11 protein-coding genes, 1 tRNA gene and 1 pseudogene are annotated in these 13,261 nt (G+C 58.3%); 5 read left to right on the top strand and 8 right to left on the bottom strand.

The window, feature by feature from the left end; genetic code table 11:
• Nucleotides 1–314 precede the first annotated feature (314 nt).
• Complete coding sequence (locus tag J1G18_RS18050; protein WP_134785834.1) at nucleotides 315–563, bottom strand: hypothetical protein; 249 nt, start codon at nucleotides 561–563, stop codon at nucleotides 315–317.
• 414 nt (nucleotides 564–977) lie between these two features.
• On the opposite strand from J1G18_RS18050, the pseudogene J1G18_RS18045 reads away from it, so the two are divergent.
• A pseudogene (locus J1G18_RS18045) lies at nucleotides 978–1,966 on the top strand (tyrosine-type recombinase/integrase); the annotation flags it as partial.
• Between the two features lie 49 nt (nucleotides 1,967–2,015).
• Here the strand turns inward: J1G18_RS18045 and J1G18_RS18040 are convergent.
• Nucleotides 2,016–2,291 (bottom strand): SinR family protein, encoded by a 276-nt coding sequence (locus J1G18_RS18040; protein WP_098967936.1) that lies wholly within the window; start codon nucleotides 2,289–2,291, stop codon nucleotides 2,016–2,018.
• A 277-nt stretch (nucleotides 2,292–2,568) separates the two neighbouring features.
• Nucleotides 2,569–2,658: transfer RNA gene (locus J1G18_RS18035), tRNA-Ser, on the bottom strand.
• A 295-nt stretch (nucleotides 2,659–2,953) separates the two neighbouring features.
• On the opposite strand from J1G18_RS18035, the gene J1G18_RS18030 reads away from it, so the two are divergent.
• The 3 genes from J1G18_RS18030 (at nucleotide 2,954) to J1G18_RS18020 (ending at nucleotide 5,685) form a co-directional block, all read left to right on the top strand.
• Nucleotides 2,954–3,643: a crotonase/enoyl-CoA hydratase family protein gene (locus J1G18_RS18030; protein ID WP_064586733.1), complete on the top strand. Its 690-nt coding sequence runs from the start codon at nucleotides 2,954–2,956 to the stop codon at nucleotides 3,641–3,643.
• 216 nt (nucleotides 3,644–3,859) lie between these two features.
• The gene (locus tag J1G18_RS18025; RefSeq protein ID WP_223008199.1) at nucleotides 3,860–4,582 is read left to right on the top strand and encodes a 1-acylglycerol-3-phosphate O-acyltransferase; all 723 of its coding nucleotides are present in this window, start codon (nucleotides 3,860–3,862) and stop codon (nucleotides 4,580–4,582) included.
• Nucleotides 4,583–4,713: 131 nt separating this feature from the next.
• Nucleotides 4,714–5,685: a magnesium and cobalt transport protein CorA gene (locus tag J1G18_RS18020; protein ID WP_134785832.1), complete on the top strand. Its 972-nt coding sequence runs from the start codon at nucleotides 4,714–4,716 to the stop codon at nucleotides 5,683–5,685.
• A 98-nt stretch (nucleotides 5,686–5,783) separates the two neighbouring features.
• Here the strand turns inward: J1G18_RS18020 and J1G18_RS18015 are convergent, their stop codons facing one another.
• The 3 genes from J1G18_RS18015 to J1G18_RS18005 form a co-directional block, all read right to left on the bottom strand.
• Nucleotides 5,784–6,506 (bottom strand): amidotransferase, encoded by a 723-nt coding sequence (locus J1G18_RS18015; RefSeq protein ID WP_095139972.1) that lies wholly within the window; start codon nucleotides 6,504–6,506, stop codon nucleotides 5,784–5,786.
• Between the two features lie 95 nt (nucleotides 6,507–6,601).
• A complete protein-coding gene (locus J1G18_RS18010; RefSeq protein WP_223008198.1) occupies nucleotides 6,602–8,746 on the bottom strand; it encodes a 3-hydroxyacyl-CoA dehydrogenase NAD-binding domain-containing protein in 2,145 nt (714 codons plus the stop codon).
• A gap of 25 nt (nucleotides 8,747–8,771) precedes the next feature.
• The gene (locus J1G18_RS18005; RefSeq protein ID WP_027613317.1) at nucleotides 8,772–9,977 is read right to left on the bottom strand and encodes an acetyl-CoA C-acetyltransferase; all 1,206 of its coding nucleotides are present in this window, start codon (nucleotides 9,975–9,977) and stop codon (nucleotides 8,772–8,774) included.
• A 638-nt stretch (nucleotides 9,978–10,615) separates the two neighbouring features.
• On the opposite strand from J1G18_RS18005, the gene J1G18_RS18000 reads away from it, so the two are divergent.
• Complete coding sequence (locus J1G18_RS18000; protein WP_098968493.1) at nucleotides 10,616–11,383, top strand: c-type cytochrome; 768 nt, start codon at nucleotides 10,616–10,618, stop codon at nucleotides 11,381–11,383.
• A 118-nt stretch (nucleotides 11,384–11,501) separates the two neighbouring features.
• On the opposite strand, the gene J1G18_RS17995 is transcribed toward J1G18_RS18000, so the two are convergent.
• The gene (locus J1G18_RS17995) at nucleotides 11,502–12,305 is read right to left on the bottom strand and encodes a transglutaminase domain-containing protein (protein ID WP_098967930.1); all 804 of its coding nucleotides are present in this window, start codon (nucleotides 12,303–12,305) and stop codon (nucleotides 11,502–11,504) included.
• Nucleotides 12,302–13,252, bottom strand: a complete 951-nt coding sequence (locus J1G18_RS17990) for an alpha-E domain-containing protein (protein WP_027613321.1) — start codon at nucleotides 13,250–13,252, stop codon at nucleotides 12,302–12,304. Before J1G18_RS17990 ends, J1G18_RS17995 begins: the two co-directional genes overlap by 4 nt.
• Nucleotides 13,253–13,261 lie beyond the last annotated feature (9 nt).

The raw sequence follows: 13,261 nt of genomic DNA, 5'->3' as shown, positions 1-13,261 counted from the left end.
TTGTAGCACGCCAGTCCCCAACTCGTTCTATCGCCCTCCGCGTCCCTCAGTCAGCTCGTTCACACCAATCCTGGTGTCAGCACAAGTCCTACAATGTGCAACTCATAGGGCGAGATGTCACTTTTCTAAGTAGGAATTTTAAAATATTACACATTAAAATTTAGCTAGTAAAAAGCCGCCTCATAGGCGGCTCAGCACTTGGGCAATACTTGAGATTAGAGGTAGCGAACACTCAACTCATTCATCGTACAGTTCGTTTATTTGCAACCTCACGCAGTCAGTTTTTATAGCAATCGTGAACTCAACTGCACAGATTATATTTTCTTTAGCATCCCTGTAAGCTCTCTTCCCGATGGACCATCCATTACGAGATAACTAACTTTGTCTCCAACGGAAAGGTATTGCTTTCCGGTATTCCAATCAAAATTTTCTCCTATAGCGATGGCAACATCCTTACTCCCATCATCCGGACTGATAATGGCAAATTTTTGCGCTGGACTTCCCCAAACGATGCCAATCTCCGAAAATGATTTAACAACCCCCTTGACATTTCTCTCTGACATATTGATCTCCTTACAAGTGATATAAAAGCTTAATTACGCCGTCCCCACAGATAAGGCGCTGCACGGAGAAATTTGTATACTGTAAAACTTGACAGGTATTACGATTCAGCTCTGTAGAAAACAAACCGTTCGTCGCCTCATTCATGCTCTAGAAATTCATAACTCAAACAACATATTTAGTGTGTTCAAACGAGCTGGTGCTCTCCTGCGAATCATGGTCCTGTCTGGTGCCAGATCTGCCTTACGTAAATGAAAAAGACTGGCTGACTAAAAATCCTCTTCATCCTTTCGCGAACTTGGTTGCATGGTCAGTGCCCGCATACCTATACCAGCCAATTGCATACCCAAGTGCGGTGCTTCGATTGACTTGATTGCTAAGCAGATTGGGAATAACAACTGGAACTCGTCCGGCAGCACCGCCGGCATTTTCCCGAGTCGACCAAGCTCGCTGTGAACAGTTTCGGGGCACTAACTAGGAGCTGGGCTGACCATCTAAAACAACAGCGTGGCCGCGACTTCTTTCGGGTACAAAAACAAGGCAAAGGTCCACGGGCGGCCGCGTTGGGATGACATTCAAATCGATCAGATTTACCACCTGGACCTGCAAGACTGGATTCAGGGGCCGCTGTCGAAGCGCCTGAAGAACAAGACCATCCGCGACATCATCTGCAATGTGCGCCAGGTGTTCAGACTCTACCGCACACGGCAGAAGGTCGCGCACGATCCGACTGAGGGTTATTCGTGCGTCTGCCCGATCCAGACGCACCGGATCCATTCACCAGGGCGGAGATAGAGCAGATTCTCGAAACACGCACCAACCGCACCCAGGAACTGCTGATGGTTCAGTTCATGATTTGGGCAGGCCCACGGGTGTCGGAGACCATCGCACTGGCGTGGGAGGACGTCGATCTGAAACAAGGAACGGTGACTTTCCGCAGGTCAAAGGTGCGGGGGCCAATCGCGTGACGAAGACTCGGCGCTCTACGCGCAAGGTGCGTTTGTTGGCGTGGGACGCCCTTCGCAAACTGGATGTGATCAACCAGCTCAAAACGGTGGACACCGTCGACGTTGTTGAGCGGGACAACAAGACAGTCCGCAAACACAAGCTGCACTTCGTATTCCTCAACACCAAGAGCGGCCTGCCGCACGTCAGCGACTTTGTCGTGAGGGACAGGTTCTTCAAAGCGCACTTAAATGCGGCCGGCGTTCGATATCGTGGGCCGGGCCAGTGCCGCCATACCTATGCCAGCCAGTTGCTGACTACCGGCGTGGCATCGGTTGACTGGATTGCGGAACAGATGGGCCACACCAGCGCGAATATGATCCGGCAGCACTATGGAATATGGATTAACGAGGATGGGCCGGACGTTATAGCCATGCTCCAAAATGCGCTCAAAATATAAGACGCCTGAGCACCCTCTCCGAATTTAGAGCAGGTACTCAGGTTTTTTATCACATGTTTGCCTTAAGCCAGTCTTGGCAGCCTTTATTGAAGCTGACAGTCCAAGCAGCTCCCTTAGACATAGGCGCCACCAGGAGCCGGTCATTGCCGTCAATGAACTGGAGCAAATAATCCGCAATTTGTTTAGCGGTATGATCGGTCTTAACCAGCCATGTTGAATCTAAGCAATGCCAGTAATTCGGGAAGGTCTTCTGAATCGCGGGAACGATCTTTGAATAATCTTTCCCGGGCTTGATCAAATCGTAGCCAATAAAAAACACACCCATGTAATCGCTCCTGTTAGGCGAAATGCCCAAGGAGGCAGGCTAGCTTATGGATGCTATTTTGCCATTACGGCTGAGGATGCTGAGTATCCGTTTCCCGGATACGAATGAACAACGAGCACAACCACTATCACCAAAATAGGCCCCTTAGCGCGTCATCCTGCAGGTAGGAAGCAGCCCGTATTCCCATGGATGTTCCCATATAGGCCTTTTTTACTCCCCTGAAAACACAAAACCCCTGAAAACCTTAACGTTTTCAGGGGTTTAGTCGTTTCAAATTTGGCGGTGAAGGAGAGATTCGAACTCTCGATACAGTTTCCTGTATACACACTTTCCAGGCGTGCTCCTTAAGCCACTCGGACACTTCACCGTATCTCTTCAAACATGTTCTGTCTGTCGAGGCGCGCTAATGTAGTCGAAAGCTTTTCTGATGGCAAACTTTTTTTCAGAATTTTCATGCGGTTAAGACAAAAAGGCGTTTCGCCCCACCCTAGGCGATGGCAAACCGGCCAATCTCTGGTGACGGCCGCCCTTCTATATAGAAGCAGAACGGTGTGCTACGCCGGGCGCAGCCGGAAACGGTGACCGGCGAGTCAGTCACAGTGCTTTACCTGGCCTACGGCGGTGGGTAACGTCTGCCCATCTTTCTTACAAGGAATAGCGTCATGAGTGAGTTGATTGCCTACCACCTCGAAGACGGTATCGCGACCCTGACCTTGAACAACGGCAAGGTCAATGCCATTTCCCCGGACGTGATTGCGGCGTTCAACGCGGCGCTGGATCAGGCGAAGACTGATCGTGCCATCGTGATCATTACCGGTCAGCCGGGGATTCTGTCGGGCGGCTATGACTTGAAGGTGATGACCGCCGGGCCTAAAGAAGCCGTGGCGCTGGTGACTGCGGGTTCGACACTCGCCCGTCGCCTGCTGTCCCACCCGTTTCCGGTGATCGTTGCCTGCCCAGGCCACGCCGTGGCCAAAGGTGCATTCCTGCTGCTGTCCGCCGACTACCGCATCGGTGTCGACGGCCCGTTCAGCATCGGTCTGAACGAAGTGCAGATCGGCATGACCATGCACCACGCCGGCATCGAGCTGGCGCGTGATCGCCTGCGCCGCTCGGCGTTCCACCGTTCGGTGATCAACGGCGAGATGTTTGATCCGAAAAGCGCGGTGGATGCCGGTTTCCTCGACAAGGTGGTGGCTGCCGAAGAGCTGCAAGGCGCAGCCCTGGCCGCGGCGCGTCAGTTGAAGAAGATCAACATGAACGCGCACAAGAACACCAAGCTCAAAGTGCGCAAGGCGCTGCTCGAAGCCCTCGACAACGCGATCATCCAGGATCAGGAACATCTGGGCTAAGCCCGCGCTCCCGAGCCAAAGAAAAGCCCGACCGTCGTGTCGGGCTTTTTCTTGCGCGTTCGGTTGATCGAGCGTCGACTGCTCTAGCACGGCTCTGACAATCAACTCGGAAACATGCGCTTAAACATCGCCTATCTCCGGACTCTATAGCAGCAATTGCCGAAAACAGTGCACATCCGTACACTGCGCCACCTTTTGTCCCGGTGGGGCCTGAAAATGCTGTTTGTGTTTCGTATGTTATTGATGGGCCTGCACTTTATTCTGGCCGGCGTGTTGGGGGTGATCCTCGGGCTGTGCCGGCCGTTCAATCCGGACAATAGCCGACTGTGCGCCCGCCTCTACGCGCTTCCGGCCATGTGCATACTGCGCTTGCGGGTAAAAGCCGACGTCGGCCCGTTGATGAACAAGCCAGACAGTTGCGTGATTGTCGCCAACCATCAGTCCAACTACGACCTGTTCGTGTTCGGCAACGTGGTGCCCCGGCGGACCGTGTGCATCGGCAAGAAAAGCCTGAAATGGGTGCCGCTGTTCGGGCAACTGTTCTGGCTCGCGGGCAACGTGTTGATTGATCGTGGCAACGCGCACAAGGCGCGCAAGTCGATGCTCACCACCACCCACACCTTGCAGCACGAAGACACGTCGATCTGGGTATTCCCGGAAGGCACGCGCAACCTCGGTGAAGAACTGCTGCCGTTCAAGAAAGGCGCGTTCCAGATGGCGATCGCCGCCGGTGTGCCGATCATGCCGGTGTGCGTCAGCAGCTACATCAAGCACATGCGCCTGAACCGCTGGCGCAGCGGGAACATTCTCATACGCTCGCTGCCGGCGATTCCTACAGCCGGGCTGACCATGGATGACATGCCCATGCTCATGTCCCAGTGCCGCGAGCAGATGCGCGAATGCATCGCCGCGATGGATCAGCAGCTGCAGGCTGCGTAAAAAAACCCGCCTTGTGCGGGTTTTCTTTTGCCGGGTGAACTGTACAGATTTCACTGACTCTCAAGCAGCGACACAGCTAAGCTGAAGCCTTGTATTCCCTGCCATCTGCCAAGAAGAAGTGAACCACTACCATGGGTCGAGTTGTTGCTGCTGCGGTTTACAGCGCCGGTAAGAAAGTCACCAATATCACGCTTGACGAAGGTGCCGCCTGGGCCGCAAAAACCGGACATTTTGTCTGGATCGGCCTGGAAGAGCCGGACGCTCAGGAGCTGGCCAATCTGCAGCGCCAGTTCAACCTGCACGAACTGGCCATTGAAGACGCCCTGGAAAAACACAGCCGGCCGAAGCTGGAAACCTTTGGTGACGCCTTGTTTATCGTCACCTACTCGCCGATCCGCGAACATGGGATCTTGCAGTTCATCGAAACACACATCTTCGCCGGCAAGGGCTACATCATCACCGCCCGCAACGGCCACTCGGCGTCCTACGCGCATGTCCGCCAACGCTGTGAGGCGCGGCCGCTGTTGCTGGAGCACGGCGAAGATTTCGTCCTGTATGCGCTGCTGGATTTCGTCATCGAAAACTACCAACCGGTGGGCGAAGCGATTCATGCCGAGATCGATGAACTGGAGCGCAACGTGCTGTGCAGTGCGTTGAACGAGCATGACATTCAGAAACTCCACGGTCTGCGCCGCGACGTGTTGCGCCTGCGCCGCTATGCAGCGCCGATGGTGGAGATTGGCGAGGAGCTGCAGAAGCTGAGCTTCCCGTTCATCGACAAGAACATGCGCCCGTACTTCCGCGATGTGCAGATTCACGTCACGCGGCAGATGGAAGACCTGACTACGCTGGCGGACATCGCCAGCCAGACCATCGAGGTCGGTGTGTTGCTGGAAGCGTCGCGGCAGAGTGTGGTGCAACGCAAGTTTGCCGCGTGGGCGGCGATTCTGGCATTCCCGACGGCGGTGGCGGGGATTTACGGGATGAACTTCCAGAACATGCCGGAGCTGAGCTGGCACTACGGCTATTTCGCTGTGTTGGGGTTTATTACGGTGGGGTGTGTGAGTTTGTGGGCGAGTTTCAAGAGGTCGGGGTGGTTGTAGGGAAGCAAAAGCAAAAGATCGCAGCCTGCGGCAGCTCCTACAGGGTGTAACCACCCCGATGTAGGAACTGCCGCAGGCTGCGATCTTTTGATCTGCTATCAAGCAGCCTCAGGCTTGTGCGCCACAAACCGCATCATCCATTCCGCCACCGTGGTGCCATGGTGCTCCTGCTCCAGGCTGGCCACGCCTTTCGAGTAGATCTGCGAACCCAGCGCTTCCTGGCGCAGATCCAGCAGCGCCCGCGAATAGTCGTGAATGAATTCCGGGTGCCCCTGGAAGCACAGCACCTGATCGTTGATGTGGTACGCGGCAAACGGGCAGAAATCGCTGGAGGCAATAACCGTGGCGTTTTCCGGCAGCGCAGTGACCTGATCCTGGTGGCTGATCAGCAGCGTCAGCTCTTCTCGCACCGGGCTCATCCACGGCGCCTTGGCCGCCAGTTTGTAGTTGTGGGTGCCGACGCCCCAGCCTTGGCTGGCGCGCTCGCTCTTGCCACCGAGCAGCAGCGCCAGCAATTGATGGCCGAAGCACACGCCGAGCAGCTTGTCGCCACGCTCGTAGCGGGTCAGCAGGTATTGCTTGAGGGTCTGGATCCACGGGTCGGTGCCGAACGAATCGGCCTTGCTGCCGGTGATCAGGTACGCATCGAAGGTCAGGTCGTCGCTGGGGTATTCGCCCTGCATCACGTTGTACACGGTGAACTCGGCGGCAATCGGTTGCTGCGAGAACAGGCGCTGAAACATCTGCCCGTAACCCTGATATTGATCGACCAGTTCCGGACGCAGGATGTCGGTTTCCAGAATGCAGATGCGTAGCGACATAAAAAATACCTGACACGTGATGGGAATAATGAACACCCCAGAGCCTGCCTTGAAACACCCCGGCAAGGCAAGCCCCGCAGCGTTCACCCGATCACTTAAAACAGCTCGCCTCTCGCGGCTTTTTCCAGCAACAGGGCCGGTGGCGCAAAGCGCTCGCCGTACTGCTCGGCCAGATACTGCGCGCGTGCGACGAAGTCCTGTACCCCGTACTGATTAATGAACTGCAAGGCGCCGCCGGTCCAAGGCGCAAATCCGATGCCGAAGATCGAGCCGACGTTGGCATCCGCTGTCGAGGTGAGCACGCCCTCCTCCACGCAGCGCACGGTTTCCAGGGCTTGCACGAACAGCAGACGATCACGCACATCCTTCGGCGAAATCTGCCCGTCGGCCTTCTCGAAGCGCGTCTTCAACTCCGGCCACAGATGCTTCTGACCACCCGCCGGGTAATCGTAGAAACCACCGCCAGCGGCTTTGCCCGGACGCTTGTATTCGTTGAGCAGCAAGTCAATCACGGCGAAGGCCGGGTGTTCTATCAGCGGTTTCCCTTCCGCTTGCAGGTCTTTGGCCGTTTGCTGACGGATATGGCTCATCAGGCTGAGGGAAACTTCGTCGGAGATCGCCAGCGGCCCGACCGGCATCCCGGCCTTGCGCGCTTCGGTCTCGATCATCGGCGCGCTCACGCCCTCGCCGAGCATGGCGATGCCTTCATTGGTGAAGGTGCCAAACACCCGCGAGGTAAAGAAGCCTCGACTGTCATTGACCACGATCGGGGTTTTCTTGATTTGCAGGACGAAGTCGAAACCGCGCGCCAGGGTTTCAGCACTGGTCTGCGCACCTTTGATGATTTCCACCAACGGCATTTTGTCCACCGGGCTGAAGAAGTGCAGACCGATGAACTTACTCTGATCGGGTACTGCGGTCGCCAGCCCGGTGATCGGCAAGGTCGAAGTGTTGGAGGCAATCACCGCGTCAGCACCGACAATCTTTTGCGCTGCCGACGAGACCTTGGCCTTGAGTTCGCGATCCTCGAACACCGCCTCGATGATCAGATCACAACCCGCCAGATCCGCATCATTTTCAGTGATGTGAATCCGCGCCAGCACCGCTTCGCGCTTTTCGGCCGTCATCTGGCCACGGGCGACTTTCTTGTCCAGCAGCGCCGCCGAATGGGCCTTGCCCTTCTCGGCCGCCGCCAGGTTGATGTCCTTGAGCACCACATCGATACCAGCCGAGGCACTGACGAAGGCGATCCCGGCGCCCATCATGCCCGCACCGAGCACACCGACCTTGCGCGTGACATATGGCGCAAAACCCTGCGGCCGCGAACTGCCGGCGTTGATCTCGTTGAGCTGGAACCAGAAGGTGCCGATCAGGTTTTTCGAGATCTGCCCGGTGGTCAGTTCGGTGAAATAGCGGGTTTCGATCAGGTGCGCGGTGTCGAAATCAACCTGCGCGCCTTCCACCGCCGCACACAGAATCTTCTCTGGCGCCGGCAGCGTGCCCTGAGTCTTGCTGCGCAGGATCGACGGCGCTATCGCCAGCATCTGCGCGACTTTCGGATTCGACGGTGTGCCGCCGGGGATCTGATAACCCTTCACGTCCCAACGCTGCACCGCGCCCGGGTTGGCGACAATCCAGGCGCGCGCCTTGGCCAGCAACTCGTCACGATCCGCCGCCAGTTCATCGATCAGACCGGCCTGCAATGCCTGTTGCGGGCGCACCTTTTTGCCTTCGAGCAAGTACGGCAAGGCTTTTTCGATGCCGAGCATACGCACCATGCGCACCACCCCGCCGCCGCCCGGCAGCAGGCCCAGCGTCACTTCCGGCAGACCGAGTTGCACCATCGAATCGTCCAGCGCCACCCGGTGATGGCAGGCCAGACAGATTTCCCAGCCACCGCCGAGCGCGGCGCCGTTGATCGCCGCGACCACCGGTTTGCCGAGGGTTTCCAGGGTGCGCAACTGCCCCTTGAGGCTCAGCACCATGTCATAGAACGCTTTGGCCTCGGGTTTGCCGACCTTGATCAGCTCATTGAGGTCGCCGCCGGCAAAGAAGGTTTTCTTCGCCGAGGTGATGATCACCCCGGCGATGCTGTCTTTTTCCGCCACTAGCCGCGCAACGCAGGCGCCCATGGCATCGCGGTACACGGCGTTCATCGTGTTGGCGCTCTGGCCCGGCATGTCGATGGTCAACACGACGATGGCGTCCTGGCCTTTTTCGTAACGAATGGCTTCGCTCATAACAAGGTTTCCTTGAATTCGGGGCTCAGAGGCGTTCGATGATGGTGGCAATGCCCATGCCGCCGCCGACGCACAGCGTCGCCAGGCCGTAGCGCAGGCGCCGGGTTTCCAGTTCATCGAGCAAGGTGCCGAGGATCGCGCAACCGGTCGCGCCCAGCGGGTGGCCCATGGCGATCGAGCCGCCGTTGACGTTGACTTTGTCCGGGTCCACCGCCATGTCCTTGATGAACTTGAGCACCACCGAGGCAAATGCCTCATTGACCTCGAACAGGTCGATGTCTTCCACGCGCAGCCCCGCCTTGGCCAGGGCCTTGCGCGTGGCCGGCGCCGGGCCGGTAAGCATGATCGTCGGGTCGGTGCTGGTGACGGCCGTGGCGACGATCCGGGCCCGTGGTTGCAGGCCGAGCGCACGACCCTTGGCTTCGGAGCCGATCAACATCAGCGCCGCACCGTCAACGATCCCGGAGCTGTTGCCCGGCGTGTGCACGTGGTTGATCCGCTCGACGTGGCTGTAAACCCGCAGCGCGGTGGCATCAAAACCCATCTGGCCGATCATTTCGAAACTTGGCTTGAGTTTGCCGAGGCCTTCCATCGTCGACTCGGCGCGAATGAATTCGTCGTGATCGAGCAGGATGATGCCGTTCTGATCCTGCACCGGCACCAGCGACTTGTTGAACGAGCCGTCGGCCCGCGCCCGTGCAGCTTTTTGCTGCGAGTGCAACGCGTAGGCATCGACATCCTCACGGCTGAAGCCCTCAAGGGTGGCGATCAGGTCCGCACCAACGCCCTGCGGGGTGAAGTGGCTGTGCAGATTGGTTTGCGGATCCAGTGCCCAGGCGCCGCCGTCGCTGCCCATCGGCACCCGCGACATCGACTCGACGCCACCGACCACCACCAGATCCTCGAAGCCCGAACGCACCTTCATCGCACCGAGGTTGACCGCTTCCAGACCCGAGGCGCAAAAACGATTGATCTGCACGCCGGCCACGCTAACGTCCCAATCCGCCACCTGCACCGCAGTTTTGGCAATGTCCGAGCCCTGATCGCCAATCGGCGTGACACAGCCGAGCACCACGTCATCGACCTGACTGGTGTCCAGCGCGGTACGGCTTTGCAGTGCGGTCAGCAATCCGGCGACCAGATTCACCGGTTTGACGCTGTGCAGCGCGCCATCGGCCTTGCCTTTGCCGCGGGGCGTGCGTAACGCATCGAAAATCAAAGCTTGGGTCATGACGTCCTCGAACCTGTGCGGTGAGTGAATTTCGTAGTGTCACTGTTGTCCCGAGCGCGCATGAATTCAATGACCACAGCGCTCAATGACGTTGACGTGCACGCTCAGACGGACGGTCATCCACCCTCAGGTGAACCGGTTCAGGTCAGCGAGTTGTCTAGCCAGCGGGCGGCGAAGAAGCTGGCAATAAGCCTCATGCCGTTTTCATCGCAAACGACAGCAAATACATATGAAATGGATCTAAGCCAAGCGTGACGCGGGCTCTAAGGTAGTAAATGTACGTCAGGGTCGTCGGGTTTTGCCGGGGCCGACGTTCTTCAACAGGAAGTGCAGCGTTTGCCGTCATGGATATGCAGGCAGACATCAGGAAATAACAATAAAGGCGGTCAAGCCATGTTCAAACAACCGAAAGTTCGTCAAGCAGGACTCATTCTTTTCGCCACCACGCTGCTGTTGATTTTGCCCAATCTGACCAAGGTGATTGGCTGACTCAAGCGGCAGGCGTCCGCTATCGCCAGACAAAATGTGACTGGCCCGCTACCCGGGCCAGCGTGGCTGTGCGAACCTTTGCGCACTTCCACGACAGGGACGGCGATCATTTGAAAACGCTCATTGTGTTCTGGGCCTTGCTGCTGAGCATGCCCTTGTCTGCGGCGCAGCTCACGCTGGAGCTGGGCGCGAACAGTCGCACCTGGCAGACCGAAGAGTTGCTCAAGCATCCGCAAGCACAAACTCTGACCATCAAGAACGATGTGTCCTACAAGAAGGACATGACTTATCGCGCCGTGCCCGTGGCGGCGCTGCTCACCGGCATCAAACCGGCCGATCACCTGCAAGCGGTGGCACTGGACGGGTTTGCCGCCGAACTGAACGCTGCACCGTTGCTCAACAGCAAAGGCGCGCAGGCCTGGCTGGCGATCGAGGACCCGACGCAGCCGTGGCCGCCACTGTCCGAAGGCAAGCACAGTGCCGGGCCGTTCTATCTGGTGTGGACTGACCCGCAGGCCGGCAACATCAGCCCGGAGCAATGGCCGTTTCAGGTGGCAAGCATCAAGCGCATGGCGCCGGTGGCCGAGCGCTTCCCGGCGCTGTTGCCGGATCCCAAGCTGAAAGCGGATGACCCGGTGAATCAGGGTTTTGCGCTGTTTCAGAAGAACTGCCTGGCCTGCCACCGGTTGAACGGTGCGGGAGATGCGCAGTTCGGGCCGGACTTGAATATTCCGTACAACCCGACCGAGTATTTCGGCGCCGATTTCCTCAAGCGCTACATTCGCGATCCACAGAGCTTGCGCCAGTGGCCTCAGGCGAAGATGCCGGGGTTTTCGGCAGAGGTGTTGCCGGAGAGGGATTTGCAGTTGTTGATCGGCTATTTGCAACACATGGCTGGGCGCAAGGTTAAGCCCTGACGACATTCCCCTGTAGGAGTGAGCCTGCTCGCGATAGCGGAGTGTCAGTCACTGATCCTTCAACTGACGACCGCTATCGCGAGCAGGCTCGCTCCTACAGGGTTTTGTGTGAAGCAAATTACTGTTGTTGCACGGAAATAACCGGCGTCGGCGACACGAACACCTTCGCATGCATCTGCTCACAACCACCGCCCCGGCGCATGCCGCGCACCGGGCAGGCATCCAGATAATCCAGGCCCACCGCCAGTTTCAGATGCCGCTCCGGGCGGGCCAACTGGTTGGTCACGTCAAAGCTGTACCAGGCGTCATCCAACCACGCTTCGGCCCAGGCATGACTGGCCAGATGCTCGGCGTCCTCGCTGTACAGATAACCCGACACATAACGCGACGGAATTCCCAGACTACGTGCACAGGCGAGAAACGCATGGGTGTGATCCTGACAAACCCCGGCGCGCCCGGCAAAAGCTTCGGCGGCGCTGGTGTCGACTTCAGTCGAACCCGGCGTGTAGCTGATGTGCTGGTTCAAACCATGCATCAGGTCGATCAGCGCAGTGCGATCGCGCCGCTGTTTGCAGGATTTGTCGGCAAACGCCCGTAGCCCTTCGTCCGCCTCGGTCAGCCGGGTGAAGCGCAGAAACGGTAGCGCCGACTGGCTCTCATGCTCGGCCTCGCGCAATTCGTCGATATCGACCTGGCCACGGGCGCCGATGATGATCGCTTCGTGCGGCTCATCCATGGTCAGCACATGCAGGATATTGCCGAACGGATCGAGCTGGGCGCGCACCGGACGCGGCAGGTCGAGTTGCCAGCTCAACACGTGCTGACGCTCGCTGTCGTGCGGGGTCAGGCGCAAATACTGGATGCTCGCCCGCACCTGATCTTCATAGTGATAGGTGGTCTCGTGGCTTATGGAAAGTCTCATGCAGCCTCCAGGTATGAACTGTGAATCGCGTTGCCCAACTGGCGCACCAGCGGGATGAATTCGGTGAGCCAGGCGTGCAGGCCTTCGGCGAGGATTTCGTTGATGCCGGTGTAGCGCAGGCGTGCGTCCATTTCGGCAGCAAGGCGTTGTGCCGGACGGCCATTGGCGCCGGGTAACTGGGCGAGGATCTGGTCGATTTCCTCGGTGCAGGCGCGCAGCGAGCGCGGCACATCGGCGCGCAACAGCAGCAGCTCGGCGACATGCCGGGCGCCGGGTGCGTCGCGGTAGATCTCGGTGTAGGCCTCGAACGATGACAGCGCTCGCAACAGTGCACTCCACTGGTAATAGGCGTGCGCCGTACCGTCACTGACGGCCTCGGCCTGATCGCCGGCCATTTCATAGCGCGCATCGAGCAGGCGCAGCGTGTTATCCGCACGCTCGATGAACGTCCCCAGACGAATGAAACGGAACGCATCGTTGCGCATGATCGTGCCGTAGGACGCGCCACGGAACAGGTGCGAGCGCTCCTTGATCCACTCGCAGAAACGGCTCATGCCGTAACGACTGAGGCCCTGCTCGGCAATGCCGCGAATCTCCAGCCAGGTAGCGTTGATGTTCTCCCACATGTCCGCGGTGATACGCCCGCGCACCGCATGCGCACTGGCCCGCGCCGCGCCGAGGCAACTGTAGATGCTCGCCGGGTTGGCCGCGTCCAGGGCGAAGAAATGCAGCAGGCGTTCGGCATGCAGTTCGCCGTGACGCTCCAGATAATCGTCGAGGGTGCCGGTGATCAACAGCGGCATCGCCAGTTCGTGCAAACCGTCGCCGCGACCGTCCTGCGGCATCAGCGACAGCGAATAGCTGATATCGAGCATCCGCGCGAGGTTTTCCGCCCGCTCCAGGTAACGCGACATCCAGTACAGATCCGAGGCAGTTCTACTTAACATGGCAAGCTT

Origin of the sequence: Pseudomonas sp. MIS38 (assembly GCF_019891575.1) — a bacterium.
GTDB lineage: Bacteria > Pseudomonadota > Gammaproteobacteria > Pseudomonadales > Pseudomonadaceae > Aquipseudomonas > Aquipseudomonas putida_A.
This window is presented reverse-complemented; position numbering and strand designations above follow the sequence as displayed.